Origin of the sequence: Nocardia sp. FDAARGOS_372 (assembly GCF_002554515.1) — a bacterium.
GTDB classification, from domain to species: domain Bacteria; phylum Actinomycetota; class Actinomycetes; order Mycobacteriales; family Mycobacteriaceae; genus Nocardia; species Nocardia farcinica.
The window spans coordinates 2,615,078-2,639,943 of the sequence record NZ_PDDW01000001.1 but is presented as its reverse complement, the minus strand read 5'-3'; the positions used below and the strand labels follow the sequence as shown (position 1 = coordinate 2,639,943).

Below are 24,866 nucleotides of genomic sequence, written 5' to 3'. Positions count from 1 at the left end.
ACCGAGGATCACCGATGGCATTCGAACACGTGACGACATTCGACGATCTGTGGGAGGGCGAGATGGAGTCCTTCACGGTCGGCGACAAGGAAATCCTGCTCGCTCATCTGGCGGGCGGCGAAGTGATCGCCACCCAGGCGATCTGTCCGCATCAGCAGGTGGAGCTGGTCGAGGGCGAACTCGACGGCAACACCCTGACCTGCAAGGCGCATCTGTGGCAGTTCGATCTGCCGACCTGCAAGGGGGTGAATCCGGGCCATGCCGAGCTGGCGAAGTTCCCGGTGAAGATCGACGGCGACGACATCTACGTCGACCCGGCGGGTGACACACCGAAAGTCGCCCACTCCTGACCCCGTCCCCGCAGCGAGGAGAAGCCCCATGCCCTTCGTCCGCATCGACTGGTTCCCCGGGCGCACCCTGGAGCAGAAACGCGAGATGGTCGCGACGCTGACTCCGGAGATCGCGCGCATCGCCAAGTGCAAGCCGGAGACCATCCAGTTCATCTTCACCGACGTGACCCGCGAGGACTGGGGCCGAAACGGCCGATTGTTCTGCGATCACTACGAATACGAAAACGACCCAGAATAACGCCGCGCCACCGTCGCGCGGGCGTCACACAGCGAAAGAGAACACCATGGTCACACTCAATTCGGATATGGGCGAGTCGTTCGGTATCCACACCTTCGGCAACGACGACCGGCTCGTCGGCCTCGTCGACACCGTCAACGTCGCCTGTGGATTCCACGCCGGTGATCCGGTCGGCATCCACGAGACCGTCGCCAAGGCGCTGGCGGGCGGCGTCACCGTCGGCGCCCATCCCGGCCTGCCCGATCTGGTCGGCTTCGGCCGCCGCGAGATGAAGCTGTTCCCGGACGAGGCCGCCGACATCGTGCGATACCAGGTCGGCGCGCTGGTCGCCTTCCTCAAGGCCGAGGGCGGCGCGCTCGACCACATCAAAGCGCACGGCTCGCTGTACGGGATGTCTTCGCGTGATCCCGAACTGGCCGAGGCGATCGCCACCGTCGCCGCCGAATACGAGGTCCCGATCTTCGGCATCGCCGACAGCGAGCACGAGAAGGCCGCGCAGAACCTGGGTGTCCCGTTCGTGGCCGAGTTCTACGTCGATCTGGGCTACCGGGCCGACGGCAGCCTCATCGTCGCGCGCCGGCCGCACGCGACCCCCGTGGCCGAAGCCACCGAACGGGCTCGCAAGGCACTGGTCGACGGCATCGCGACCGCCGTGACCGGCGAAGAGTTCGCGATGCGCGTCGATTCCATCTGCGTCCACTCCGACACCCCGAACGCCGTCGAGATCGCCCAGGCCGTTCGCGATGTGCTGTCCGCTGTGTGACATTCCGGAGCCCACCGTCCCGACTCGAAAGGCACTCCCGTGAGCGAGCATCACGTCCTCTCGCCGTTGCCCGGCATCTTCTACCGTTCGCCCGCACCCGGCCAGCCCCGGTTCGTCGAGCCGGGCGCACCGGTCGAGGCCGACCAGACCGTCGGACTGGTCGAGATCATGAAGCAGTTCACCGAGATCAAGGCGGGCGCCGCGGGGGTGCTCACGTCGTTCACGGTGGAAGACAACGGAACTCTCTCGCCCGGCGATGTCATCGCCGTCATCGAAACGAAGTGACCAGCCATGCGTAAGCTACTCATCGCCAACCGCGGCGAGATCGCGGTCCGGATCGCCCGGGCAGCCCGGGAACAGGGCATCGCCACCGTGGCCGTCTACAGCGCGGCCGACAAGGACGCCGAACACGTCCGTGCCGCCGACGAGTGTGTGCTCGTCGGACCCGCGCCGGCCACGGCGAGCTACCTCAACGTGGCCGCGATCATGGACGCCGTGCGGGAAAGCGGCGCCGACGCGGTCCATCCCGGCTACGGATTTCTTTCCGAGAACGCCGATTTCGCGCAGGCCGTGCTCGACGCGGGCGCGGTGTGGGTGGGCCCGAGCCCCACCGCGATCCGGGAGATGGGCGACAAGGTCGCCGCCCGCAAGTCCGCCGAGGCGGCGGGCGTGCCCACCGTCCCCGGCTCGCCGGGCGAGGTACACGACGCGGCCGAAGCCGAGCAGATCGCCCAGCGCACCGGCTTCCCGCTGGCCATCAAGGCGGCCGCGGGCGGCGGCGGCCGCGGCATCCGCATCGTCGAACGGCAGGAGGATCTGGCCGCGGCGATCAGCACCGCCCAGGCCGAGGCACGCGCGGCCTTCGGCAGCGACGCGGTGTACGTGGAACGGTTCATCCCGCGTGCCAGGCACATCGAGGTGCAGATCTTCGGCGACGGCACGAACTTCGTCCATCTGGGCCTGCGGGACTGCTCCATGCAGCGGCGGCGGCAGAAGGTCATCGAGGAGGCCGGCGAGCTGGGGCTGCCTGCGGCGGCGAGCACGGGCATAGCCGAGTCGGCCGTGCAGCTGGCCGCCAGCGTCGGCTACACCGGTGCGGGCACCGTCGAGTTCCTCTACGACGAGATGCGCGGCGAGTTCTACTTCATCGAGATGAACACCCGCATCCAGGTCGAGCACCCGGTCACCGAGATGATCTACCAGCGCGACCTGGTCGGGGAACAGCTGCGGGTGGCCGCCGGGGCGCCGCTGTCGTTCCGGCAGGAGGAGCTGGTGCCCGCCGGGCACGCGATCGAGGTGCGGATCAACGCCGAGAACCCGGCGCAGAACTTCCTGCCCAGTCCGGGCGCGATCACCCGCTTCGATCTGCCCGCGGGGCCGTTCGTCCGGGTGGACAGCGGTTTCAAGGCCGGGTCGGTGGTGGCGCCGTTCTACGACTCGATGCTGGCCAAGGTGATCGTCTGGGGCGAGGACCGGCCGCGCGCCCTGGCCCGGCTGGGCCGCGCACTCGACGAGCTGGTGATCGAAGGGGTCACCACCACGGCCGATTTCGTGGCCGCCGTGCTCGCCACCGACGAGTTCCGGACCGGCCGTTACCACACCACGTGGCTGGAGGGGTGGCTGACCGCGCGGGAACAGGCACGGACGGAGACCGCCGATGCCTAGCCGCTACTCCTGGGGCGCCGACGAGCACCTGGTCGTGCAGATCGCCGAGGAGATGACGCTGGCCGCGAACTTCACGGCGATGGCGATCAGCAACCGGCTGGCCGAACGTGACCTCGACGGCATCCTCGACATCTGTCCGGCGAACGCCTCGCTGCTGATCCGGTTCGACCCGGACCGGCTCGAGCCCGCGACGTTGGAAGCCGTGGTGCGCGCGATCGAGGAGGAGGTCGCGCGCCAGACCCATCCGGCCATCCGTACCCGGCTGCTCGAGATCCCGGTCTGGTACGACGATCCGATGACCCGCGAGGTCGGCGCGAAGTTCCGCGACTCACACCAGCGCCCCGAGGGCACCGATGTCGAGTACGCGATGGCCGAACTGGGCCTGGGATCGGTGGCGGAGTTCGTCGACCGTCATTCCTCGGCGCCGTGGCTGGTGTCGATGGTCGGGTTCGTGGCCGGTCTGCCGTTCATGTTCCAGATGGTCGAGCGGGAGCAGCAGATCGAGCTGCCGAAGTATCTGCGGCCGCGCACCGAGACACCGAAACTCACGGTGGGGCACGGCGGTTGCTTCGCCTGCATCTATTCGGTGAAGGGCGCGGGCGGGTACCAGATGTTCGGGGTGACGCCGCTGCCGATCTTCGACCCCGAGCAGCGCCATGCCGTCTTCCGCGAGTCGATGGTGCTGTTCCGGCCGGGTGACATCGTGAAGTTCCGGCCCGTCGACGAGGCCGAGTACCGGCGTCTGGCGGAGGCGGTGGACCGCGGCGAGAACGTCTACCGGACGGTCCCCGTCGATTTCGAGCTCAACGAATTCCTCGCCGACCCCGTCGCCTACAACAAACACCTCCTGGGAGCTCTCGATGCACGTTGAGATCATGGAGCCCGGCTTGGCCACCACCGTGCAGGACCTGGGCCGAAGCGGGGGGTACAACGTGGGGATCCCGCCGTCGGGCGCGCTCGACCAGACCTCGGCCAAGCTCGCCAACCTGCTGGTGGGCAATCCGGTGGACGCGGCCGTGCTGGAGGCGCCCTATCTCGGCCCGAAGCTGGCCTTCGACGGGCCCGGCGTCGTCGCCGTCACGGGCGGACAGGCACCGGTGTTGCTGAACGGCGTCGAGGTCGACGCCTGGGAGGCGTTCCCGGTCGCCGAGGGCGATGTGCTGTCGTTCGGCTACATCCAGCAGGGCGCGCGGCTCTACATCGCGGTCGCGGGCGGTTTCGACGTGCCCGAAGTACTCGGGTCGCGGTCGACCTACGGTCTCGGCGCACTGGGCGGGTATCAGGGCAGGCCGTTGCGCGCCGGGGACCGGCTGCCGGTCGGCGCGGCGGCGGGGCCGTTCGTACCCCGCCGCGTCCCCGAGCGGTCCCGTCCGGCCTGGTCGCGGGAGGTGGAGTTGCGGGTGGTCCTGGGGCTCTACGACTACCGGTTGACCGAGGAGGCCACGGAGGCGTTGCTCGGCACCGTCTGGACGCTGACGCCGGTCGCGGATCGCACCGGCTTCCGGTACTCGGGCGCGAAACTGACGTTCACCGACCGTACGCAACCTTTCGGTGCCGGATCGGATCCCTCGAACATCGTCGACGCGGGCTACCCCATCGGTTCGATCCAGGTGCCCAGCGGATCCGAGCCCATCATCCTGCACCGCGACGCGGTCTCCGGCGGTGGCTACGCGATGGTCGGCACCGTCATCAGCGTCGACATGGACATCGTCGGGCAGTCGGCGCCGGGCACGAACACCCGGCTGCGGGCGGTCTCGCTCGACGAAGCGCTACGGGCCCGGCGGCACGCGCAGGGCCGCTTCGCCGACCTGGCCCAGGCGCTGGCCTGACCGGCTGCCCGCGACGCGAGCCGCGGCGCGGGCAGCGCACCGTCACTGCACGCGGACCGTGCGGCGCGGGTCGACCGTGAAGTCGACCCGCTGGTTCAGCGCGAGCGCTTCCTCGTAGTCCACCTCCCGGAAGCGGATCGTGTCGCGGCCCGGCCGCATCTGTCCGACCTTCCACAGCGCGCAGTGCGGCACGGTCGCCACCACCGCGAAGCCACCGGAGGTGTTGCCGTCCATGCCGAGGATGGTGAGCACGTCGCCGTTGGCGAGCACGCCGCCCACCGGGTAGGCGTCGTCGAGCACGTTCGACGGATGCCCGCCCGCGCTGCCGCCGTCCGGGCGCGCCCAGGTGAACCGGTACGGGTTGAGCCGGGTGGCGATCCGGTCGGAGTTCAGGTCCACCCGCCACTGCCTGCCGAGCAGCTCGGCCCAGTCGTCGGGGGTGAGGTAGTCCGGGCAGGCGTGCGGACCCTGGATGATCTCGATCTCCCACTCGGTGCCGAACCGCGGCCGCATCGCCTCGGGCAGCCTGCGCCGGGGGATCGGCGCCGCGCCGTTGATCGCGAGCAGGTCGCCGCGGACCAGGGCCCGGCCCTCGACCCCGCCGATGCCCGCCACCAGCGAGGTCGCCGCCGAACCGTAGACCTCGGGCACCGCGATCCCGCCGCGCACGGCCAGGTAGAGCCGGAAACCGGGGCCACCCGCGCCGATGGTGCGCAGCACGTCGCCTGCCCGCACGTCCACCGTCTCCCACGCGGCGGCGGGGACGTCGTTGAGCAGGACCGCGGCACCGTCCGGGGCGGCGACCGCGATCTGTGTGTCGATCAGGAACGCCACCGAGATCCCGATCTTGGGCACCTCCAGCGCAGGCGCCCCCGCCGGATTGCCGACGAGGACGTTGGCCGCGCGCAGCGACAGGTGATCCATGGGGCCCGCGGGGAAGTAGCCGAGCGAGGTGAGTCCCTGGCGTCCCGGCCACGCCTGCACGGTGGTCTGCAGGCCCGGGTCGATGATCTCGAGCGCGGTGCGGGCGCTCACGGCACCGTCACCCGGCTCGCGGCCGCCCTGCGCTCGGCGGCGACGGCGGCGGCCGCTCCGGCCAGCCGCCCGACCTGGTCGAGATAGTCCGCGACCACGAATTCGTCCTCCTCGATCCGGTATTCGTAGGTGCCTTCGAACACCCGCAGGCGCTCGGTGAGCAGTTCCTTCTCGGTGACCCGCGTGAACGTCACCCGGTCGCCCACCTGGAACAGATTCGACCGGGCCGCGACCGTGGCCGGCGCGGAATCGGCGGTGCGGCAATCGCTTCCGGTGAAATCGTGGTTCCACAGCGGCAGCGTCCGGCCGAACAGCTGGTACGAGCCGGGCGACTCCACCGGATACAGCACCACACAGGGCCCGCCGATCCCCACGGCGCCCTCGGCGGTCCACATCCGGGCCGGGTTGTACTTGGGCACCGAGATCTGGGTGAGCGGGTCGAGGGCGAACAGCGACGGCAGGCCGGGAAAGTAGCCGATGAAGGCGTTCCACCAGGTGGTGGCCAGGAAGCGCGCGAAGAATTCCTCCCGGTTGGTGAAGCCGTTGTAGCGCACGATGTAGTCGATGTTGTCGCCGTCGGCGACGTTGGGCGCATCGTTGCGGGTGGTGATCCGGTAGCGCTTGACCGCCTCGCGCGTCATCTCGTCGTCGAAGGCGATCGGCATGGTCAGCCGCCGGCTCGGCAGTACCAGCGAATCCAGGTCGGGCGCGGCCCGCTCGCGCGCGATCACCTCCTCGAGCAGGCGGGTCCGCGGGATCCGGGCCGGGTCGAAGGTCACCATCATCGAGCGGAAGCCGGGGGCGGTCTCGAGCACCCCGTCGACGGGGTCGTTCGCCAGCGCCTGCCGCAGCGCGTGCACGCGGAAGTTCAGGCGCAGGTCCACCTCCATCTCCCCGTACTCGACGAGGATCTGATGGTCTCCGGCTTGGCGTACCTGCACGGCGGGCCGCTCGGGTCCGGCGGGGAGCGTGTGCAGGATCGTGGGAGACGAGGGCATGGGCTGTTGTCCGATCTGTCCGGTCGGGGGCGGGTCGCTGCCTCGAATGATGGCCGGTACCCGCCGTCGTGCAATGCTCCCCGGTGTACAACACCGGTCGCGCAGCCTGCCACACCGGCCAGCACGAACCGGTGCGCCGGTGCCCCATGCTGGGAGACCCCCGAATTCGGAAAGGAGTTGCCGCCGCAGATGTCGGACTCCGCTGACGCGGTCGCCCGCGCCCACCGCGAACTGGTGCGCGCCTCGGTCGCGGCCCAGGGCACCCGAGGCATCGCCGAGCGCATCGCCGGTCTGGTCGGCGGGTGGTTGCTGGTCCTGGACGGGTCGGGCGCCCCGCTGGCCTCGATCCCGGAGGGGGCGCGCGCGCATCTGGCGTTGGTGCAGACCGAACTGTCCCGGTTCACCGCGGGCGCGCGCCCGACCACGATGTCGCTCGTCATTCCCGGTGAGTCCGTCTCGATCCGGCCGGTCGGGGTGGCCGGGCGCATCCGCGGGTTCATCGCCATCGGCCGCGCGAACCCGCTCGACGCGATCGAACGCTCGCTGGTCGATACCGCCACCTACCTGCTGGCCGAGGATCTGCATCGCAGCGACGAACTGCGCCGAGCCGCCCGCAACAACCGCTCGGCGGTGCTGCATCTGCTGCTCGGCGGGCACGCCGAGGTGGCCCGCAGCACCAGTGAGATCCTGCGGGTGCCGATCCCGGACGGCCCGGTGCGCGCCGCCCTGCTCGGCGTGCCCCGCCGATACGCGCTGGAACTGCTCGAAGCGGCCGAGGAGGACCAGGCGCTGCGCCGGATCGAGACGGTCATCGCGGAGCTGCGACCGGGCCGGATCGGCATCGTCCTGCCGACCGCCGAGGGTGACGTGCGCACGCTGGAGGCCATCCTGCGCCGGGTGCCGCACGGACGGGGCGCCGTCACCGATCCGGTGGAGGTGACCGACCTTCCCGCGGCCTGGCGGCGCGTGCGCGGGGTGTTCGAGGCGGCCTCGGACCAGCCCGGCAAGTTGTACATGGCCCGCGACGTCTCCGAGGCGGGCCTGCTGCGCCATCTCACCGGTCCCGACGCACGGGCCTGGGCGCAGGCGGCGCTGGCGCCGCTCACCGCGCTCGACAAGGGATCCAAGGTCGATTTCGCGCAGACGTTGCGGGCGTTCCTCGCCCACAACGGGCAGGCCGACGCCTCCGCGGGATCGCTGGGCATCCACCGGCACACCTTGCGCTACCGGATGACCCGGATCGCCGATGCGCTCGGGCGCGACCTCGACGACCCGACCGTGCGCGCGGAACTCTGGTTCGCGCTGCAGCTGTACCCGGACGAGTGACCCGCCCGCGAACTCAGGACACCGCCGCCCGCAGCCCCGCCAGGCCCTCCGCACAGGCCGGGCCGAACGCGGCCGCCAGCTCCGCCGGCTCGATCTCGGTGCTGTAGACCACCAGCGAGCGATCCGCGTCCAGCGCGAGCACGTCGACCGTGCCCAGATGGGCGGTCACCGGGAGGTCGCCGCCGATCACCCGGTATTGCAGCCTGCGCAGGTCGTCGTCGAGGGTGACCACCTGCTCGTCCAGCGTGCTGCCGTCGGCCAGCGTCACCGAGCGCCGCTGTTGGTCCCCGCTGGACGCGGTGATCGCGGGGAACCAGCGGCTGATGCCGGGGACGTCGCGCACCACCTGCCACACCGTGTCGGCGCTGCGGTCGATCAGCACGTGCGAGCGAAGCGTTGCCATGGAGATTCCTTTGCTGTCGAAGGGGCGAATGCTCTCGAAGGGGGCGATCCGGGGTGTCAGCCTGCCGCAGTTCCGAGGCGGCGCGAGTGCGCGAATTGGACACCTCGGACGCGATCTTTGCGACAGAAGGGGGATGTTCCGGACGACGCGCGGCCGGGCACGCTGCTGCGAACGCGCGGCGGCGGCCTGCTGTCCGCCGCCGCGGAGCAGCGGAAGGAAGGCGGAGCGGAAGTGCGCGACAGGGATGTGCTCGACAGGGTGCCCACCGGCCTGTTCATCGGCGGCGGCTGGCGGGAGGCCGACGACGGGGCCCGGTTCCCCGTCGAGGATCCGGCCACCGGTGCGCGGTTGGCCGACGTGGCCGACGGCGGCCCGGCGGAGATGGCGGCCGCGCTGGACGCGGCCGCCGAGGCGCAGCGGTCGTGGGCGGCCACCCCGCCCCGGCAGCGCTCGGACCTGCTGCGTGCCGCCTACGAGGAGGTGCTGCGACGCCTGGACGAGTTCGCACTGCTGATCACCCTGGAGATGGGCAAGCCGCTCGCCGAGTCGCGCGGCGAGGTGCGCTACGGCGCGGAATTCCTGCGGTGGTTCGCCGAGGAAGCGGTGCGTGTCGGCGGCCGGTGGGGACGCTCGCCCGAGGGCGCCACCCGCATGCTCACCATGAAGGAGCCGGTGGGGCCGACGCTGATGATCACGCCGTGGAACTTCCCGCTGGCGATGGCCACCCGCAAGATCGCCCCCGCCGTGGCCGCCGGATGCACGATGGTGCTCAAACCGGCCGAGCAGACCCCGCTCACCGCGCTGGCCTTCGCCGAGCTGCTGCGGACCGCGGGCCTGCCCGACGGGGTGCTCAACGTCGTCACCACCACCCGTGCGCCGGAGACGATCGCGCCGCTGCTGCGCGACCAGCGACTGCGCAAACTCACCTTCACCGGGTCCACGGCGGTGGGCAAACGGCTGCTGGCGCAGGCCGCCGACCAGGTGTTGCGGGTGTCGATGGAACTGGGTGGCAACGCGCCGTTCCTGGTGTTCGAGGACGCCGACCTGGACCGCGCGATCGAGGGCGCGATGGTGGCGAAGATGCGCAATGTCGGGCAGGCCTGCACCGCGGCCAACCGGCTGCTGGTGCACGAGGCGGTGGCCGAGAAGTTCGCGGCCGGTTTCGCCGCGGCGATGGCGGCGCAGAAGATCGGCCGTGGCACCGAGCCCGGCGTGCAGGTCGGGCCGCTGATCGACGCCCGGGCACGCGACAAGGTGGCGCGCCTGGTGGCCGACGCCGCCGGGGACGGTGCGCGGGTGCTCACCGGCGGTTCGGCCGTCGACGGACCGGGCTACTTCTACGCACCGACCGTGCTGACCGATATCGGCGACCACCCGGTCGCGCGGGAGGAACTGTTCGGTCCGGTGGCGCCGATCGCGACGTTCGGCTCCATCGAGGAGGCCGTCGCGATGGCCAACGCGACCGAGTACGGCCTGGCTTCCTACGTCTTCTCGGAGAACCTCTCGCGCGTGCTGGAGGTGGTGGAGAACCTCCAGTTCGGGATGGTCGGGGTCAACCAGGGCGTGGTGTCGAACGCGGCGGCGCCGTTCGGCGGGATCAAGCACTCGGGCTTCGGGCGCGAAGGCGGGATCGAGGGCATCGAGGAGTATCTGGCCACCAAGTACGTGGGGATCGCGTCGTGACGGCCGCCGGACCCGCCGCACCCGTGCGGCGGGTGCCCGCCACCCACGCACGCTCGTGGCTGCTGGTGCCCGCCGACGACGCCGACCGGTATGCCACCGCCGCCGCCTCCGCGGCCGATGCGGTGGTACTCGACCTCGAGGACGGTGTGGCCGCCGACCGGAAGGCCGATGCCAGGGCCGAGGTCGCCCGGCTGCTGCGGTCCGGACACCGGGCGTGGGTGCGGATCAACGACGCCGACTCCGTCCACTGGTCCGACGACCTCGCCGCGCTCGCCGAGCTGCCGGGTCTGGCCGGCGTGGTGCTCGCCAAGACCGAGCACGGCGAGCAGGTGGACGCCACCGCCGCGAGGCTGCCGGGCGGGCTGCCGATCGTCGCGCTCGTCGAGTCCGCCGTGGGACTCGAGGCGAGCGGCGAGATCGCCGGGCGCCCGGGCACGACCCGATTGGCTTTCGGCAGTGGTGATTTCCGGCGGGACACCGGTATCGCGCGGGATCCGGCGGTGCTGGCGTATCCGCGATGCCGGTTGACCGTGGCCAGCCGGGCGGCCGGTCTGCCAGGACCGGTCGACGGTCCGACGGTGGGGGCGGACCCGGCCCTGCTCCGGTCGGAGACGGCCGACGCCGCGGCGGCGGGCATGACCGGGCGGTTGTGCCTGCGCGCCGAGCACACCGCCGTGGTGAACGACCTGCTGTCCCCGTCGCCCGACGACATCGCCTCGGCCACCGCACTTCTCCGGCGATACCGGGCGGGCGGTCCGCGCGACGGCTCCGATGCGCCCCGGCTGGCCCGCGCCGAACAGGTCGTGGCATTGGCTCGCGTCTTCGACCGCGACGCCGTCACGGCCAGGCGGTGAGCTTGTCCGGATTGCGGACGACCCACAGGTGATCGATGCGGTCGTCGGTGATGCCGAGGGCGATGACGGCCAGGGTGGTGCCGTCGGTGTGCGCGCGCAGGCCGGGCTCGCCGTTGACCGTGGCGGGTTCGACGACGAGGCCGGGGGCGCGCCCGAACACGTCGAGGAGGAACCGGGCGACCGGCTCCGCGCCGTGCACGGGTTCCAGTGCCGCGGTGACGAGCCCGCCGCCGTCGGTGACCACGGTGGCGTCCGGGTCGAGCACCCGGAGCAGGGCGGGGAGGTCGCCGTTGGTCCAGGCGGTGCGCAGGCGCTCGGCGAGTGCGGTGCGGTGGTGGGCCGGGGTCGTGGACTGCCGGGCGGCGACGCGCCGGCGCGCGGAATGGGCGAGTTGGCGGCAGGCGCCGGGGGAGCGGCCGACGATCTCGGCGATCTCGGCGAACGGGTACCGGAACACCTCGTGCAGGACGAAGGTCACGCGTTCGGCCGGCGTCATGGCCTCCAGCACGAGCAGCAGCGCCATCGTGACCGACTCGTCCACGGTGATCCGGTCCGCGGGATCGGCACCCTGTTCGTGGCCGGGGCCGGGTAGCGGTTCGGGCAACCACTGGCCGACGTAGCGTTCGCGGCGGGCGCGGGCGGAGCCCAGCATGTCCAGGCAGATTCGCCCGAGCGTCTTCAACAGCCAGGCGCGCGGCTGGTCGATCGCCGCCTGCCGGGCCGCGTCGAGCCGGTACCAGCGCACATAGGCCTCCTGCACGGCGTCCTCGGCTTCGCCCGCGGTGCCGAGCATCCGGTAGGCCAGGTTCAGCAACGCGCGCCGCTCGGCGGCGGCCGCGTGCAGGTCTGCCGGGAGATCCGCGTCGTCCCGCATGGTGGTGTCGCTCCCGATGTCGGTGCCCATACCCAGTAGACGACACGGCGCCGCGAAATGTCAGGACCGTCCGCTGTCACGCGGATCACCTGACATTCCGGCGCCGCCGGTCGTCCTGATCGATGAGGGCCCCGGTGCAGGACCGTGGGCCACCGACAGGAAGGAGGCCGGCCGTGACCGCCACGTTCGTCAACATCATCTCGGTCGATCCCGCCAGGCAGCAGGAGCTGATCGAGGTCCTGACCGAAGGCACCGAGCAGGTGATCCGGCACCGGCCCGGGTTCGTGTCGGTGACCCTGCTGGCCGCGGTGGACGGTTCGCGGGTGATCAACATCGCCCAGTGGGACGGTCCCGACGATGCCGAGGCCACCCTCGCCGACCCCCGCGCGCAGGAATTCGCGGCGCGGATCGCCGAACTGGGTGTGCCCGAAGCCGGTGTCTATCGGCCCGCCGGACAGTTCACCGCACCGGCACGCACCCGATGAGTGCCGCATCGGCGGGCGGGGCCTCCCGGGTGGCGCACGCCGCGCGGGAGGTCGACGCGCGCTACCGGATGGCGGGCTTCGCCAGGAGTGCGGTCAACAAGGTCACCGTTGGGCGGCATCACGATGAGCATCCCGGTGATCGGTACCTGGCTGCACTGGCTGCTGTTCGGCGGGGAATTCCCCGGCGACATCATCATTCCGCGCCTCTACATCGCCCATGTGCTACTGCTGCCCGGGGTGATGCTGGCGCTCATCGCCGCCCACATCGCGCTGGTGTGGTACCAGAAACACACCCAGTTCCCCGGCCACGGCCGCACCGAGCAGAACGTGGTCGGCGCACGGATCGTGCCGGTCTTCGCCGTCGATCAGGGCGCGTTCTTCGCGTTCACGCTGGGCACGATCGCCGTGCTGGCCGGGCTGCTGCAGATCAACCCGGTCTGGAATCTCGGTCCCTACAACCCCGCCCAGGTGTCGGCCGGTTCCCAGCCGGACTTCTACATGATGTGGACCGATGGGCTGGCGCGATTGCTGCCCGCCTGGGAGATCTATCTGGGCGACTACACGATCCCGGCCGCGTTCTGGGTCGCGGTCGTGATGGCCCTGGTGTTGATCGTGATGGTGCTGTACCCCTCGATCGAGCGGCGTCTGACCGGCGACACCGCTGCGCACAATCTGCTGCAACGCCCGCGCGACGCGCCCGTGCGCACCGGTATCGGGGCGATGGCCATCGCCTTCTACGTGGTGCTCACCCTGTCGTGCGTCAACGACATTCTCGCCGTGCGATTCGATCTGTCGCTCAACGCGCTCACCTGGGCGGGGCGGATCGGATTGCTGATCGTTCCGCCGTCGGCCTACTTCCTGACCTACCGGTTCTGCCTCGGGCTGCAACGCAGCGACCGCGACGTGCTCGCGCACGGCATCGAGACCGGGCTGATCGTCCGGCTGCCGCACGGGGAGTACATCGAGGTGCACCAGTCGCTGGCGCCGGTGGACGACCACGGCCGTCCCGCCAGCCTGGACTACGCGGGCGCGCCGGTGCCGAAGACGTTGAACGCGGTGGGCGCGGCGGGATCTCCGGGTCCGGGCTCGTTCCTGCGCCCGGACCCGCCCGAGGAGGCCGAGGCGCTGGTCCGGCACGCCCACGCGGGCGAACGCAGGCAGCGGGCGGCCCTGCAGGCCGTTCAGGACCGCCGGCTCGGGGGCCGTTCCGGTGACGTGTCGTGAAACGGAGTACGGGTTGTTGGTGCCCGCCGCGACCGTCACCGACCACGAGACGGCACAGCTGGTCCGTACGGTGCTGCGCGACAACGGCATCCGCGCCACCGCCGGACCCGCGGCGAGAGCGCGTCGCTGGGGTGGCCGGGTCGTGGTCCTGGTGTTCCCCGAAGACGCCCGCCGCGCCTACGAGGTGTTGTGCAGGCACACCCGGTGAGCCCGGCACCGCAGCTCAGGCGACGCCGAGGTACATCGTGTCCAGGAGCACCTCGCCGGTGGCGGGGCCGGGTATCGGGACGGTGGCGCCGCGGAACGCCTCGGTGGACCGGCCGCCGCGCCGCCGACCGGCGGGGACATCGATCATCGGGTCCGCTCCGCTCGGTTCCGGGCGGCGGCGCGCACGACGTCGTCGAGCACGTCGAGCGCGTCGGTGAGCAGCTCGTCGCCGATGACCAGCGGCGGCAGCAGCCGCACCACGTTGCCGTCCGTGCCGCAGGTCAACAGGATCACGCCCTGCTCGAGCGCGCCGGCGGCGACCGCGCGCGTGAGTGCGGCATCCGGCTCCGTGGTGCCGGGCACCACGAACTCCATCGCCAGCATCGCGCCGCGCCCGCGCACGTCGCCGATCGCCGGAATCTCCGCGGCCAGCGCCCGCAGGCGGCCGGTCACGATCTGCTCGATGTGCCGGGCGCGCGCGGGCAGATCCAGCTCGCGCATGGTCGCGATGGTGGCGAGCGCCGCCGCGCACGCGATCGGGTTGCCGCCGTAGGTGCCGCCCAGGCCGCCGGGATGGACGCGGTCGAGCAGCTCGGCGCGCCCGGTGATCGCCGCCAGCGGCAGCCCGCCCGCGATGCCCTTGGCCAGGGCGATGATGTCGGGCACGACCTGTTCGTGGTCGCAGGCGAACCACGCGCCGGTGCGGGCGAAGCCGGTCTGCACCTCGTCGGCGATGAACACGACGCCGTTCGCGCGCGCCCAGGCGGCCAGGGTGGGCAGGAAACCCGGTGCGGGAACGATGAATCCGCCCTCGCCCTGAATCGGTTCGAGCACGATCGCGGCGACCGCGTCGGCACCGATCTGTTTCTCGATCCGGTCGATCACCCGCTGGGCGGCCGCCGGACCGTCCAGGGCCGCGCCGTCGCGGAACGGATACGACATCGGCATCCGGTAGATCTCCGGGGCGAACGGTCCGAAGTGCGCCTTGTACGGCATGGACTTGGCGGTCAGCGCCATCGTCAGGTTGGTGCGCCCGTGGTAGGCGTGGTCGAAGGCGACCACGGCGGTGCGCCCGGTGGCCAGCCGCGCCACCTTGATCGCGTTCTCCACCGCCTCGGCACCGGAGTTGAACAGCACGGTGCGCTTGTCGTGCGTGCCGGGCGTGAGCGCCGCGAGTTCCTCGGCGACCCGCACGTACCCCTCGTACGGGGTGACCATGAAGCAGGTGTGGGTGAAGTGCCCGGCCTGGGCGCGTACCGCCTCGACGACGGCGGGATGGGCCGCGCCCACCGAGGTGACCGCGATGCCCGAGCCCAGATCGACGAGCGAGTTGCCGTCGACGTCGACCACCACACCGCCGTCGGCGTCGGCGGCGTAGACCGGAAGGCTGGACCCGACACCGGCCGCGACGCTGGCGCGGCGGCGTTCGGCGATGGCACGCGATGCCGGGCCGGGCAGGTCGGTGATCAGCTTGCGCTGCTGCGGAAGCCGGTAGTCGAGGACTGTCATCTGGTGGGACCCCTGTCGGTACTGGTCGGAGGACCCCAGTGTGGGCCGCCCGAGCCCACCGCGGACCTGCCATAGTGGAGTGGCAAGGCGGCGCCGACGCGCCGTTTCGTCGCGTGCCGGCAGGAGATGACGATGAGCGTGACCGTCGGCTGGGTGCTGGCGCAGCCGAATCTGTTCCTGCGGCTGCGCGGGGGCGCGGCCGGGCTCGACCGCGCCGTCGAATTCGCCATCACCACCGAGCTGCCGGACCCCTCGCCGTGGCTCTCCGGCGGCGAACTGCTGCTCACGACCGGGCTGGGGGTTCCTGCCGGGGCGGACGGCTGCCGCGAGTACGTGCGTCGGCTGCGCGACGCGGGTGTCGCGGCCGTCGGCTTCGGTGTCGGGCTGACGCACGCGGAGGTCCCCGCGGAGCTGATCGCGGCCGCCGACGAGATCGGTCTCCCGCTGCTCGAGGTCCCGTTGCCGACCCCGTTCGCCGCGGTCACCAAACGGGTCATGGACAGCCTCGCCGAACAGCGCTACGACGCGCTGGTCCGGGCCTCGCGCGCGCAGCCGCGGATGACTCGCGCCGTGGTGCGGGGCGGCGCCCGCGCGATCGTGCGCGAGCTGGCGGTGGCGACCGGGGCGACCGCGCTGTTGTTCGACCGCCGCGGCCGGCTCCTCGAACACCATCCGGCGAGGGTCGCCGCGGCGACCCTCGCGGAGGTGTCCGCGCTGATCGGGTCGGTGACCCGGGCCGCGGCGAGCATCGCCGCGCAGGCGGAGTCGGGGCAGGCGGTGACGGTGCATCGCGTCGGCCTCGGCGGCGTCGTGCACGGGTGCCTCGCCGTGGTCTCGGCCGCGCCGCTCGGCTCGGTCGATCAGGTGCTGCTCGGTCACGCCACGTCGCTGCTCGCCCTGGATTTCGCGAAACCGGCGCGCCTTCGGTCGGCGCAGAACCGGCTCAACTCGCAGGTCCTCGGACTGCTGCTCGCCGAGACCGGGGAACTCCCGTCCGCCGCCGAGCACCTGGCCCCGGCGGCCGACGACGACGGCGAGATCCGCGCGCTCGTCGCCGACTGCGGATCATCCGAGCACGCGGCGGCGGTGGCGCGGGCCGTCGAAGCGGCGGCCGATGCCGCCGCCCGCCCGCTCTACCTGCGCCGCACCGATCACCGGGTGACGGTGCTGCTGCGCGGAACCGACGACGCCGCGTTCGCGCGCGCCCTGCTCGCCGGTGCCGACGCGGCCGCACGCCGGGCGGCGCGCCTCGGCCTGAGCGAACCGCTGCCGGTCGAGCGCTTCGCGGCGGCGATCGACCGGGCGCGCCTGGCCGCCGCCGCGGCCGAGGCGGGAGCGGTGCAGGAGTTCGCGGCGCTGGCCGGCCGCACCCTGCTGACCGTCGACGCCACCCGGCAGGTGCTGCGCTCGGTGGCCGACGCCACCATCGCCCCGCTCGTCGCACACGATCGCGACCACGGCACCGACCTGGTCGCCTCGCTGCGCGCCTTCCTCGAGGCCAACGGCCACTGGGAGTCCGCGGCCCACGCCCTCGGCGTACACCGGCACACGCTGCGCAGCCGGATCGCCCGGATCGAAGCCCTGCTCGGCTGCCGCCTCGACGTCGCCCGCGTACGGGCGGAACTGCTGCTGGCCCTCATCGCTGCCGACACCTGAGGGCTCGCCTGCCGACTCGGGCGACCGTGCTCCCCATCCGGTGCTGCTGCTGTGATGGCGGGCCGCGCGCGAGAAGCGCATCCGCGAGCAGGCCGAACACCGGCGTGAGGCGGGTGGCGGGCCGCGCGCGAGGAGCGCATCGACCACGCGGTGCTGGCGGCGGCTCGGGACCTACTGGATCGGCACGGGTACGCGGACGTGTCGATCGGGCAGGCCGCCGCGCGCCGGTGTATCCCGGCCGGCCATTACCGGCGCCGGCCTTGAAGCGGCATCTGGTGGTCGACGTGGTCGCCGACCTGCTCGGTACGGAACCGGGCCATATGTGTGACGCCCATCACATTTCCGTAGCGATTCCCGCTTCGCGTCCCGGAGGTCTTTCACTCCCCTTGGGGGAGTCTTTACTATTGAGGCGGCCCGTGGGCGAACGGGTCCCGGCTCGCCGAAGCGCCCTGGTCAATGGCCTTGCGCGCACGCCACATCTCCACCGACATCCCACGCCCGTGCATGTTCCACCGATGGACCGTCCGGACCGCGCGGCTCCGGCGGCGAAGGAGAAATATGTTCACCGAGCAGAGTGAAACGCCAACGCTGCGAACATGTTCCGTGTTCGAAGTGGGCTGGGTCACCCGGTGTCGATCGTTATGACTGATCACACTTGACGTCCACTTCTCAGGTTTTACTAAGCCTTTGCCAATAGCGTTGCCTGCGTTTACTTCCCGGCCCATCGCCGTGTCGGGAACTGCTTCACCGCGAGATGCCGGTTCGCGGTCAATTGCCCTGCTGGACAAGTCGATCGTCAACCGACCTCGGCCGGCGCGTCACCTGGCGCCCGGGCGAGTCGGCGAAGGAGAAATCATGGCTGTACTGAGCGATCACGCGCCCCCCTCGTCCCCGGCCCCCGCGGAAGGAGGTCCGGCGGCAGGCCGCGGAAAACTGGCTTCGATTGTGCGCCACGATCTTCCGGCCTCCATCGTGGTCTTCCTCGTCGCATTGCCGCTCTCGCTCGGCATCGCGCTGGCCTCCGGCGCCCCGGTCGCGGCCGGACTCATCGCCGCCGTCGTCGGCGGCATCGTGGTGGGCTGCCTGGGCGGCTCCGTCCTGCAGGTGAGCGGCCCCGCGGCCGGGCTCACCGTCGTCGTCGCCGAGTCGATCGCCCAATTCGGCTGGCGCGTCACCTGTTTCATCGTCGTCGCGGCCGGTGCGCTGCAGATCCTGTTCGGGCTGAGCCGGATCGCGCGCGCCGCGCTCGCCGTGGCGCCGGTGGTGGTGCACGCGATGCTGGCGGGCATCGGCGTCACGATCGCCCTGCAGCAGGTGCACGTGTTGCTCGGCGGGTCGTCACACAGTTCGGCGTGGCACAACATCACCGCGCTGCCCGGCCGGCTCACGTCGATGAACACCGGCGCCGCACTGGTGGGCGTGCTGGTCGTGGCGGTGATGCTGGGCTGGAAGTACCTGCCGGAGAAGGTCCGGGTGGTGCCCGGCCCGCTGGTGGCCGTGGTCGCGGCCACCGTGCTGTCGCTGGTGCTGCCGCTGGACGTGGAGCGGATCGTGCTGAGCAGCTCGCTGTTCGAGGCGATCGAACTGCCGCAGCTCCCCGACGGCGGCTGGGCCCCAGTGGCGCTGATGGTGCTGACCATCGCGCTGATCGCCAGCGTGGAGAGCCTGCTCTCGGCGGTGGCCGTGGACAAGATGCACTCCGGGCCGCGTACGAACTTCGACCGGGAGCTGGTCGGCCAGGGCTCGGCCAACATGCTCTCGGGCATGCTCGGCGGCCTGCCGGTGACCGGGGTGATCGTGCGGAGCGCGACCAACGTGCAGTCCGGGGCGCGCAGCCGGGCCTCGGCGGTGCTGCACGGGGTGTGGTTGCTGTTGTTCTCGGTGGCGCTGGTCGGGGTGGTCGAGCAGATCCCCAAGGCCGCACTGGCCGGTCTGCTCATCGTCATCGGCATCCAGCTGGTCAAGATCGCCCACATCAAGCTCGCCAGCCGCACCGGCGATCTGCTCGTCTACGCCGTCACGATCCTCGGCGTGGTCTTCCTCAACCTGCTCGAGGGCGTGATCATCGGCCTGGTGCTGGCCTTCGCGCTGCTGCTGTGGCGGGTGGTGCGGGTGACGATCGTGGCCGAGCAGATACCGCAGTCGCAGCGCTGGCTGGTGCGCCTCGACGGCTCGTGCACCTTCCTCGCCCTGCCGCGACTGTCCGGCGAACTGGCGAAGGTGCCTGCCGGCGCCGACGTGACCGTGGAGATGACCGTCGACTTCCTCGATCACGCCGCGCTCGAGGCGTTGCAGGACTGGGTGCGCCAGCAGGAAAGCGGCGGCGGCAGCGTGGAATTCGTCGAGATCGGCAGCGTGCGCATGGCCGACGCGCTGGCCGGACCGCCCGCCCGCGGATTCGGCAGGGCGATGTGGGAGGAGATCCTCGGGCCCTGGCGGCGCGACGAGAAGCACCTGGACCCGGTGACCGCGGGGGTGGCGGCCTACCACCGCAGCCACGCGCACGTCGTCCGCCGCCACCTGGACGAGCTCGTCCACCGGCAGGACCCGGACTCGTTCTTCCTCACCTGCTCGGACTCGCGCATCGTCCCGAACGTCATCACCAACAGCGGACCCGGCGACCTGTTCACCGTGCGCAACGTCGGCAATCTGGTCCCCGCCACCGGCGACGCCTCGGTGGAGGCGGCGCTGGTCTTCGCCCTGGAGGAGCTGAACGTGCGCTGCGTGGTGGTGTGCGGGCACTCCAGCTGCGGAGCCATGGGCGCGCTGTACGGCGGCGGCGACGCCGCACCGGGCATCGAGTCGTGGCTGGCGCACGCGCGACCGAGCCTGGAACGCTTCCGGGCCGGGCATCCGGTGGCCGAGGCGGCGCGTGCGGCCGGATTCGGTGAGGTCGACCAGTTGAGCATGGTGAACGTCGCGGTGCAGTTGGAGACGTTGCAGCGCCATCCCGCCGTGCGGCGCGCGGTCGCCGAACGCGGGGTCACCGTCGCCGGGCTGTTCTTCGACATCGCCAGCGCGCGGGTCGTGGAGATCACCGCCGACGGGATCGTCCACATCGACGAGGCTCGCGGGCGTCGTCAGGTGCCGGAGCCGGTCTGAATCTCTAGGCTGGCGCTGTGAGCAGCGAGCTGGACCAGCAGACCGGGTCGGCGCCGATGGGCCGCCTGCGCGCCTTCCGCGCGCGGGTGGCCGCCCGGCCGACGCTGAATCTCGCCTATCGGATCGGTGTCGGTGTGGTCGGCGCGGTCGTGCTGGCCATCGGCATCATCGCCATCCCGTATCCCGGCCCGGGCTGGGCGATGGTCTTCGCCGGCCTGGGCATCCTGGCCAGCGAGTTCGCCTGGGCCCAGCGCGCGTTGCGCTGGCTGCGCGATCGCTATCGCCAGGTCATGGCGTGGTACTCGGCGCGCGGCCTCGGCATCCGGATCCTCGGGGCGGTGGGTACCGCGGCGGTCGTGGTCGCGACGCTGTGGGTGCTCGGCACCTTCGGGCTGGTCGGCGGCTGGTTCGGCCTCGAGTGGGAGTGGTTGCGCGGGCCACTGCAGCGATGAACACGGCGCCCGGCACCGCGCTCACCGACCCGGCCTGGGTGCGTGCGCACATCACCGCGCTCGGCCGCTCCTGGGGCGCCTCGACACCCCGCGCCGCGGGCACCCTCTGGTGGTCGATGGTCGCCTCCGCGCTGGTCGAGCCGCTCGTCACGGCGACGGCCGCGGGCCGGACACCGCCCGCGCTCGGCCTCGGTCGCCTCGTCTGCGTGGTGCGGCCCGACGGCGGTGTCGACCGCGTCCTCGACCAGGCCGCGACCCCCGAAACCGCGCCGCCGCCGGTCGGGGCCCGGACCGGTGTCGTATCCGGTGGTGGCGCATCGGCGGGCGACGCTGCCACCGATACCGCGTCCCCCGGGGGCGCGCCCACCGCACCCGATGACGCGACGACCGCTCTCCACGACGCCCTCGCCGCCGTCGTCCCCGTCGTGGCGGACAGCTGCGGCGCGGGCATCCCGGCCCTCTGGGCGATCGTCGCCGACGCGCTCGGCAACCGCGCCGTCGACGCGGGAGCGCCCGCGGTCGCGGTCGAGCTGGCCGCGCGCCTCGGCCCGCCCCTGCCCACCCCACGCTTCGTCGAGGTCGGTGGCCGGACCTTCGTGCACCGCGTCTCCTGCTGTCTGGTCTACGAACTGCCCGGTAGCGGGCTGTGCACCAGCTGCCCGAAACGGCCCGCCGCCGAACGGGCCGCGCTGCTCGCCGAGCACGCCGCACGCCGGTGAGCGGATTCGCCCGCGACCCGGCGGAGCAGCGGTGGCGGGGCGAGCACCGATCACCCGGTCCATCGGCGCGCCGGGGTGCCGGTGCCGATAGCATGGTCGCGCCGGAGCGGATACGCCGCCGGTGATGCCGCGCGGGAACCTGCCCGCCCACGAGAACGCCAAGGAGAGCGCCGCCGTGACGACCTCAGCCCCGATCAGTCCGTCCACCCTCGTCCGGGTGCCGGCCGGGACTACGGCGGGCGCCGCGGTACGGGAGGCGGGCCTGCCGACCAAGGGCCCCGACACCATCGTCGTCGTCCGCGACGCCGAAGGCGCCCTGCGCGACCTGTCCTGGATCCCCGACACCGACGTCGAGGTGGAGGCCGTGCCCGCCTCGACCGAAGCCGGGCGCAGCGTGATCCGCCATTCGGCCGCGCACGTGCTGGCCCAGGCCGTGCAGCAGGAGTTCCCCGAGGCCAAACTCGGCATCGGCCCGCCCATCAAGGACGGCTTCTACTACGACTTCCAGGTCGAGCGCCCCTTCACCCCGGAGGATCTGGCCCGGCTGGAATCGCGGATGAAGAAGATCATCAAAGGTGCGCAGCGCTTCTCGCGCCGGGTGGTCGAGATCGAGGAGGCCAGGGCCGAGCTGGCGAACGAGCCGTTCAAGCTCGAGCTGATCAGCGACAAGTCCGGCATCGACGACCCCGAGGTCATGGAGGTGGGCGGCAAGGAGCTGACCATCTACGACAATCTCGACCCGCGCACGGGCGAGAAGGTGTGGGGCGACCTGTGCCGCGGCCCGCACATCCCCACCACCAAGTTCATCCCCGCCTTCAAGCTCACCCGCAGCTCGGCCGCGTACTGGCGCGGTGACCAGAACCGCGAGGACCTGCAGCGCATCTACGGCACCGCCTGGGAATCGCCGGAGGCGCTGGAGGCACACCTGCACGTGCTCGCCGAGGCCGAGCGCCGTGACCACCGCAAGCTGGGCCTGGAGCTGGACCTGTTCAGCTTCCCCGACGAACTCGGTTCGGGCCTGCCGGTGTTCCATCCCAAGGGCGGCATCATCCGCAAGGAGCTCGAGGAGTACTCGCGGCGCAGGCACGTGGACGCGGGCTACGAGTTCGTCAACACCCCGCACATCACCAAGGGCCACCTGTTCGAGGTGTCCGGCCACCTGGACTGGTACCGCGACGGCATGTTCCCGGCCATGCACCTGGACGCGGAGTACAACGACGACGGCACCGTGCGCAAGCCCGGCCAGGACTACTACGTCAAGCCGATGAACTGCCCGATGCACAACCTGATCTTCCGGGCGCGCGGGCGGTCCTACCGCGAGCTGCCGCTGCGGCTGTTCGAATTCGGCTCGGTGTACCGCTACGAGAAGTCCGGCGTGGTGCACGGCCTGACCCGGGTGCGCGGCATGACCCAGGACGACGCGCACATCTACTGCACCAAGGAGCAGATGCACGCCGAGCTCACGAACACCCTGCAGTTCGTGCTCGGCCTGCTCGCCGACTACGGCCTCGACGACTTCTACCTCGAGCTGTCCACCAAAGACCCGAAGAAGTTCGTCGGCTCCGACGAGATCTGGGAGGAGGCCACCGAGACGCTGTCGAAGGTGGCCCAGGCCTCGGGTCTCGAGCTCGTGCCCGATCCGGGCGGCGCCGCGTTCTACGGCCCGAAGATCTCCGTGCAGGCCAAGGACGCGCTCGGCCGCACCTGGCAGATGTCGACCATCCAGCTCGACTTCAACCTGCCCGAGCGCTTCGGCCTGGAGTACACCGCCCCCGACGGCAGCAAGCAGCGGCCGGTGATGATCCACCGCGCGCTGTTCGGCTCCATCGAGCGGTTCTTCGGCGTGCTCACCGAGCACTACGCGGGCGCCTTCCCGGCCTGGCTGTCGCCGGTGCAGGTGGTGGGCATCCCGGTCGCGGAGGCCTTCGCCCCGCACCTGGACCGGGTCGTCGAGCTGCTGCGCGACCACGGCGTGCGCGCGCAGGTCGACCGCAGCGACGACCGGATGCAGAAGAAGATCTTCAACAACACCGCGCAGAAGGTGCCGTTCATGCTGCTGGCCGGCGAGCGCGATGTGAACGCGGGCGCGGTGAGTTTCCGGTTCCGGGACGGCACCCAGGTCAACGGGGTGCCGGTCGCGGACGCGGTGGCGACCATCGTGGCGTGGATCACCAACCGGGAGAACGCTTCTCCGACGGCGGAGGGGTTCGAGATCGTCACGGCGGGGGAGGGATAGATGAGCGCTGCGGAGGAGACGACGGACCGCGGCGGTGACATCGTGGACATCGGTGCGGGCGAACCCGATCGGCTGCAACGGCTCTGGACGCCGTACCGGATGTCCTACATCACCGAGGCGGCCGGCTCGCGGCCGACCGATGCCACCGGCCACCCGTTCACCGACATCCCCAAGATGTCCGACGAGGACGGGCTGATCATCGCCCGCGGCGAGCTGGTGTACGCGGTGCTGAATCTGTACCCGTACAACCCGGGACACATGATGGTGGTGCCCTACCGCCGCGTCGCCGATCTCGAGGATCTCACCGAGGCCGAGAGCGCCGAGCTGATGGCGTTCACCCAGCGGGCGATCCGGGTGATGAAGAGCGTGTCGCGGCCGCACGGTTTCAACGTCGGCCTGAATCTGGGCGGGGTGGCGGGCGGTTCGTTGGCCGACCACCTGCACCAGCACATCGTGCCGCGCTGGGGCGGGGACGCGAACTTCATCACCGTCGTGGGCGGGGTGAAGGTGATGCCGCAGCTGCTGCGCGAGACCAGGGCACTGCTCGCGCAGGCGTGGAAGGAATCGGAGTAGGTGCTCAGCTTCTTCGGCCGCGAGACTTTCGCCAAGGCCACCGCGCCGCTGGGCAGGGCGCTGGTCGGCACCGGGCTCACCCCCGACGCCGTCACCCTGATCGGCACGGCGGCCTCGATCGCGGCCGCGGTGACCTTGTTCCCGACCGGGCATCTGTTCTGGGGCACGATGGTCATCTGGCTGTTCGTGATGTTCGACATGCTCGACGGGGCGATGGCCAGGGCACGCGGGGGCGGCACCCGTTACGGCGCGGTGCTCGACGCCACCTGCGACCGGGTGGCCGACGGCGCCATCTTCGGCGGTCTGGCCTGGTGGGCCGTCTACCACGAGAACAACAAGTGGTTGCTGGCCGCGACGCTGGTGGTGCTGGTGACCTCGCAGGTCATCTCCTATGCCAAGGCTCGCGCGGAGGCGAGCGGCCTGTCCGCCGACGGCGGCCTGATCGAGCGGCCCGACCGGCTGATCATCGTGCTCGTCGGCGCGGGCTTCACCGGGATCGGCGGCTACTGGGGGATCGAGTGGCTGACCTGGGCCGTGCACGTCGCCATGTGGATCCTGGCGGTGCTGAGCATCATCACGGTGTTCCAGCGGGTGCTCGCCGTGCGCAATTCGCCCGGCGCGCGCGAGGTGATCCCGCCCGCCCCGGCCGCCGGGGAGGCCCGATGACCGCTCGGAGCCGGGAGTG

25 protein-coding genes and 1 pseudogene are annotated in these 24,866 nt (G+C 71.4%); 20 read left to right on the top strand and 6 right to left on the bottom strand.

Annotation, left to right across the window (positions count from 1 at the left end; genetic code table 11):
• The first annotated feature begins 14 nt into the window (after positions 1-14).
• The 7 genes from CRM89_RS12680 to CRM89_RS12650 are packed head-to-tail and all read left to right on the top strand — an operon-like array spanning position 15 to position 4,845.
• Positions 15-350, top strand: coding sequence for a Rieske 2Fe-2S domain-containing protein (locus tag CRM89_RS12680; RefSeq protein ID WP_060590018.1), 336 nt, complete (start codon positions 15-17; stop codon positions 348-350).
• Between the two features lie 28 nt (positions 351-378).
• A complete protein-coding gene (locus CRM89_RS12675; protein WP_060590020.1) occupies positions 379-588 on the top strand; it encodes a tautomerase family protein in 210 nt (69 codons plus the stop codon).
• A 46-nt stretch (positions 589-634) separates the two neighbouring features.
• Positions 635-1,351 carry a 5-oxoprolinase subunit PxpA gene (locus CRM89_RS12670; protein WP_098084078.1) on the top strand — a complete coding sequence of 239 codons (717 nt, stop codon included), beginning with the start codon at positions 635-637 and terminating at the stop codon, positions 1,349-1,351.
• 39 nt (positions 1,352-1,390) lie between these two features.
• Positions 1,391-1,636: an acetyl-CoA carboxylase gene (locus CRM89_RS12665; protein ID WP_060590024.1), complete on the top strand. Its 246-nt coding sequence runs from the start codon at positions 1,391-1,393 to the stop codon at positions 1,634-1,636.
• Positions 1,637-1,642: 6 nt separating this feature from the next.
• Positions 1,643-3,016 (top strand): acetyl/propionyl/methylcrotonyl-CoA carboxylase subunit alpha, encoded by a 1,374-nt coding sequence (locus CRM89_RS12660; RefSeq protein WP_098084077.1) that lies wholly within the window; start codon positions 1,643-1,645, stop codon positions 3,014-3,016.
• Positions 3,009-3,887 carry an allophanate hydrolase subunit 1 gene (locus CRM89_RS12655; RefSeq protein WP_098084076.1) on the top strand — a complete coding sequence of 293 codons (879 nt, stop codon included), beginning with the start codon at positions 3,009-3,011 and terminating at the stop codon, positions 3,885-3,887. Before CRM89_RS12660 ends, CRM89_RS12655 begins: the two co-directional genes overlap by 8 nt.
• Positions 3,877-4,845, top strand: coding sequence for a biotin-dependent carboxyltransferase family protein (locus CRM89_RS12650; protein WP_098084075.1), 969 nt, complete (start codon positions 3,877-3,879; stop codon positions 4,843-4,845). The genes CRM89_RS12655 and CRM89_RS12650 overlap by 11 nt, the downstream gene beginning before the upstream one ends.
• 42 nt (positions 4,846-4,887) lie before the next feature.
• Here the strand turns inward: CRM89_RS12650 and CRM89_RS12645 are convergent, their stop codons facing one another.
• Both CRM89_RS12645 and CRM89_RS30090 read right to left on the bottom strand, forming a co-directional pair.
• Positions 4,888-5,880 (bottom strand): biotin-dependent carboxyltransferase family protein, encoded by a 993-nt coding sequence (locus CRM89_RS12645; protein ID WP_086840807.1) that lies wholly within the window; start codon positions 5,878-5,880, stop codon positions 4,888-4,890.
• Positions 5,877-6,878: an allophanate hydrolase subunit 1 gene (locus CRM89_RS30090; RefSeq protein ID WP_060590033.1), complete on the bottom strand. Its 1,002-nt coding sequence runs from the start codon at positions 6,876-6,878 to the stop codon at positions 5,877-5,879. Before CRM89_RS30090 ends, CRM89_RS12645 begins: the two co-directional genes overlap by 4 nt.
• 189 nt (positions 6,879-7,067) lie before the next feature.
• Here CRM89_RS30090 and CRM89_RS12630 point away from each other — a divergent pair, with 189 nt between their 5' ends.
• Positions 7,068-8,204: a CdaR family transcriptional regulator gene (locus CRM89_RS12630; protein ID WP_107646868.1), complete on the top strand. Its 1,137-nt coding sequence runs from the start codon at positions 7,068-7,070 to the stop codon at positions 8,202-8,204.
• Positions 8,205-8,217: 13 nt separating this feature from the next.
• On the opposite strand, the gene CRM89_RS12625 is transcribed toward CRM89_RS12630, so the two are convergent.
• Positions 8,218-8,607, bottom strand: coding sequence for an SRPBCC family protein (locus CRM89_RS12625; RefSeq protein WP_060590037.1), 390 nt, complete (start codon positions 8,605-8,607; stop codon positions 8,218-8,220).
• 231 nt (positions 8,608-8,838) lie between these two features.
• Here CRM89_RS12625 and CRM89_RS12620 point away from each other — a divergent pair, with 231 nt between their 5' ends.
• Positions 8,839-10,290 (top strand): NAD-dependent succinate-semialdehyde dehydrogenase, encoded by a 1,452-nt coding sequence (locus CRM89_RS12620; RefSeq protein WP_172964507.1) that lies wholly within the window; start codon positions 8,839-8,841, stop codon positions 10,288-10,290.
• Entirely contained in the window at positions 10,287-11,144 is an 858-nt protein-coding gene (locus CRM89_RS12615) for a CoA ester lyase (protein WP_098084072.1), read from the top strand. The genes CRM89_RS12620 and CRM89_RS12615 overlap by 4 nt, the downstream gene beginning before the upstream one ends.
• Here the strand turns inward: CRM89_RS12615 and sigJ are convergent.
• The gene (gene sigJ, locus CRM89_RS12610; RefSeq protein ID WP_228804685.1) at positions 11,128-12,048 is read right to left on the bottom strand and encodes an RNA polymerase sigma factor SigJ; all 921 of its coding nucleotides are present in this window, start codon (positions 12,046-12,048) and stop codon (positions 11,128-11,130) included. The two genes, CRM89_RS12615 and sigJ, sit on opposite strands and share 17 nt — an antisense overlap.
• Before the next feature lie 143 nt (positions 12,049-12,191).
• On the opposite strand from sigJ, the gene CRM89_RS12605 reads away from it, so the two are divergent.
• The 3 genes and pseudogenes from CRM89_RS12605 to CRM89_RS12595 all read left to right on the top strand — a co-directional run bounded on the left by CRM89_RS12605 (position 12,192) and on the right by CRM89_RS12595 (position 13,935).
• On the top strand, positions 12,192-12,503 hold the full coding sequence (locus CRM89_RS12605; RefSeq protein WP_086840797.1) for a putative quinol monooxygenase: 312 nt from the start codon (positions 12,192-12,194) through the stop codon (positions 12,501-12,503).
• A gap of 99 nt (positions 12,504-12,602) precedes the next feature.
• A pseudogene (locus CRM89_RS12600) lies at positions 12,603-13,727 on the top strand (cytochrome bc complex cytochrome b subunit); the annotation flags it as partial.
• Between the two features lie 13 nt (positions 13,728-13,740).
• A complete protein-coding gene (locus CRM89_RS12595) occupies positions 13,741-13,935 on the top strand; it encodes a hypothetical protein (RefSeq protein WP_060590044.1) in 195 nt (64 codons plus the stop codon).
• 15 nt (positions 13,936-13,950) lie between these two features.
• On the opposite strand, the gene CRM89_RS32000 is transcribed toward CRM89_RS12595, so the two are convergent.
• Positions 13,951-14,082, bottom strand: a complete 132-nt coding sequence (locus CRM89_RS32000; RefSeq protein WP_255266237.1) for a hypothetical protein — start codon at positions 14,080-14,082, stop codon at positions 13,951-13,953.
• Entirely contained in the window at positions 14,079-15,443 is a 1,365-nt protein-coding gene (gene gabT / locus CRM89_RS12590) for a 4-aminobutyrate--2-oxoglutarate transaminase (protein ID WP_098084070.1), read from the bottom strand. Before gabT ends, CRM89_RS32000 begins: the two co-directional genes overlap by 4 nt.
• Before the next feature lie 132 nt (positions 15,444-15,575).
• On the opposite strand from gabT, the gene CRM89_RS12585 reads away from it, so the two are divergent.
• The 7 genes from CRM89_RS12585 to pgsA all read left to right on the top strand — a co-directional run bounded on the left by CRM89_RS12585 (position 15,576) and on the right by pgsA (position 24,847).
• Entirely contained in the window at positions 15,576-17,099 is a 1,524-nt protein-coding gene (locus CRM89_RS12585; RefSeq protein ID WP_086840790.1) for a PucR family transcriptional regulator, read from the top strand.
• Positions 17,100-17,954: 855 nt separating this feature from the next.
• On the top strand, positions 17,955-20,201 hold the full coding sequence (locus CRM89_RS12580) for a bifunctional SulP family inorganic anion transporter/carbonic anhydrase (RefSeq protein WP_098084069.1): 2,247 nt from the start codon (positions 17,955-17,957) through the stop codon (positions 20,199-20,201).
• Positions 20,202-20,257: 56 nt separating this feature from the next.
• On the top strand, positions 20,258-20,653 hold the full coding sequence (locus tag CRM89_RS12575) for a TIGR02611 family protein (protein WP_082668703.1): 396 nt from the start codon (positions 20,258-20,260) through the stop codon (positions 20,651-20,653).
• On the top strand, positions 20,650-21,372 hold the full coding sequence (locus CRM89_RS12570) for a (2Fe-2S)-binding protein (protein ID WP_060590053.1): 723 nt from the start codon (positions 20,650-20,652) through the stop codon (positions 21,370-21,372). Before CRM89_RS12575 ends, CRM89_RS12570 begins: the two co-directional genes overlap by 4 nt.
• A gap of 124 nt (positions 21,373-21,496) precedes the next feature.
• Positions 21,497-23,608 (top strand): threonine--tRNA ligase, encoded by a 2,112-nt coding sequence (gene thrS, locus CRM89_RS12565; protein ID WP_228804683.1) that lies wholly within the window; start codon positions 21,497-21,499, stop codon positions 23,606-23,608.
• Positions 23,609-24,181: an HIT domain-containing protein gene (locus CRM89_RS12560; RefSeq protein ID WP_011210244.1), complete on the top strand. Its 573-nt coding sequence runs from the start codon at positions 23,609-23,611 to the stop codon at positions 24,179-24,181. It begins immediately after the preceding gene.
• Positions 24,182-24,847 (top strand): phosphatidylinositol phosphate synthase, encoded by a 666-nt coding sequence (pgsA, locus tag CRM89_RS12555; RefSeq protein WP_060590056.1) that lies wholly within the window; start codon positions 24,182-24,184, stop codon positions 24,845-24,847.
• The last annotated feature ends 19 nt before the right edge of the window (positions 24,848-24,866 follow it).

Coding starts and splice junctions, on each gene's coding strand:
- CRM89_RS12680 (WP_060590018.1), top strand. CDS start 15: ATGGCATTCGAACACGTGACGACATTCGACGATCTGTGGGAGGGCGAG.
- CRM89_RS12675 (WP_060590020.1), top strand. CDS start 379: ATGCCCTTCGTCCGCATCGACTGGTTCCCCGGGCGCACCCTGGAGCAG.
- CRM89_RS12670 (WP_098084078.1), top strand. CDS start 635: ATGGTCACACTCAATTCGGATATGGGCGAGTCGTTCGGTATCCACACC.
- CRM89_RS12660 (WP_098084077.1), top strand. CDS start 1,643: ATGCGTAAGCTACTCATCGCCAACCGCGGCGAGATCGCGGTCCGGATC.
- CRM89_RS12655 (WP_098084076.1), top strand. CDS start 3,009: ATGCCTAGCCGCTACTCCTGGGGCGCCGACGAGCACCTGGTCGTGCAG.
- CRM89_RS12650 (WP_098084075.1), top strand. CDS start 3,877: ATGCACGTTGAGATCATGGAGCCCGGCTTGGCCACCACCGTGCAGGAC.
- CRM89_RS30090 (WP_060590033.1), bottom strand. CDS start 6,878: ATGCCCTCGTCTCCCACGATCCTGCACACGCTCCCCGCCGGACCCGAG.
- CRM89_RS12630 (WP_107646868.1), top strand. CDS start 7,068: ATGTCGGACTCCGCTGACGCGGTCGCCCGCGCCCACCGCGAACTGGTG.
- CRM89_RS12625 (WP_060590037.1), bottom strand. CDS start 8,607: ATGGCAACGCTTCGCTCGCACGTGCTGATCGACCGCAGCGCCGACACG.
- sigJ (WP_228804685.1), bottom strand. CDS start 12,048: ATGGGCACCGACATCGGGAGCGACACCACCATGCGGGACGACGCGGAT.
- CRM89_RS32000 (WP_255266237.1), bottom strand. CDS start 14,082: ATGATCGATGTCCCCGCCGGTCGGCGGCGCGGCGGCCGGTCCACCGAG.
- gabT (WP_098084070.1), bottom strand. CDS start 15,443: ATGACAGTCCTCGACTACCGGCTTCCGCAGCAGCGCAAGCTGATCACC.
- CRM89_RS12585 (WP_086840790.1), top strand. CDS start 15,576: ATGAGCGTGACCGTCGGCTGGGTGCTGGCGCAGCCGAATCTGTTCCTG.
- CRM89_RS12580 (WP_098084069.1), top strand. CDS start 17,955: ATGGCTGTACTGAGCGATCACGCGCCCCCCTCGTCCCCGGCCCCCGCG.
- CRM89_RS12575 (WP_082668703.1), top strand. CDS start 20,258: ATGGGCCGCCTGCGCGCCTTCCGCGCGCGGGTGGCCGCCCGGCCGACG.
- CRM89_RS12570 (WP_060590053.1), top strand. CDS start 20,650: ATGAACACGGCGCCCGGCACCGCGCTCACCGACCCGGCCTGGGTGCGT.
- thrS (WP_228804683.1), top strand. CDS start 21,497: ATGCCGCGCGGGAACCTGCCCGCCCACGAGAACGCCAAGGAGAGCGCC.
- CRM89_RS12560 (WP_011210244.1), top strand. CDS start 23,609: ATGAGCGCTGCGGAGGAGACGACGGACCGCGGCGGTGACATCGTGGAC.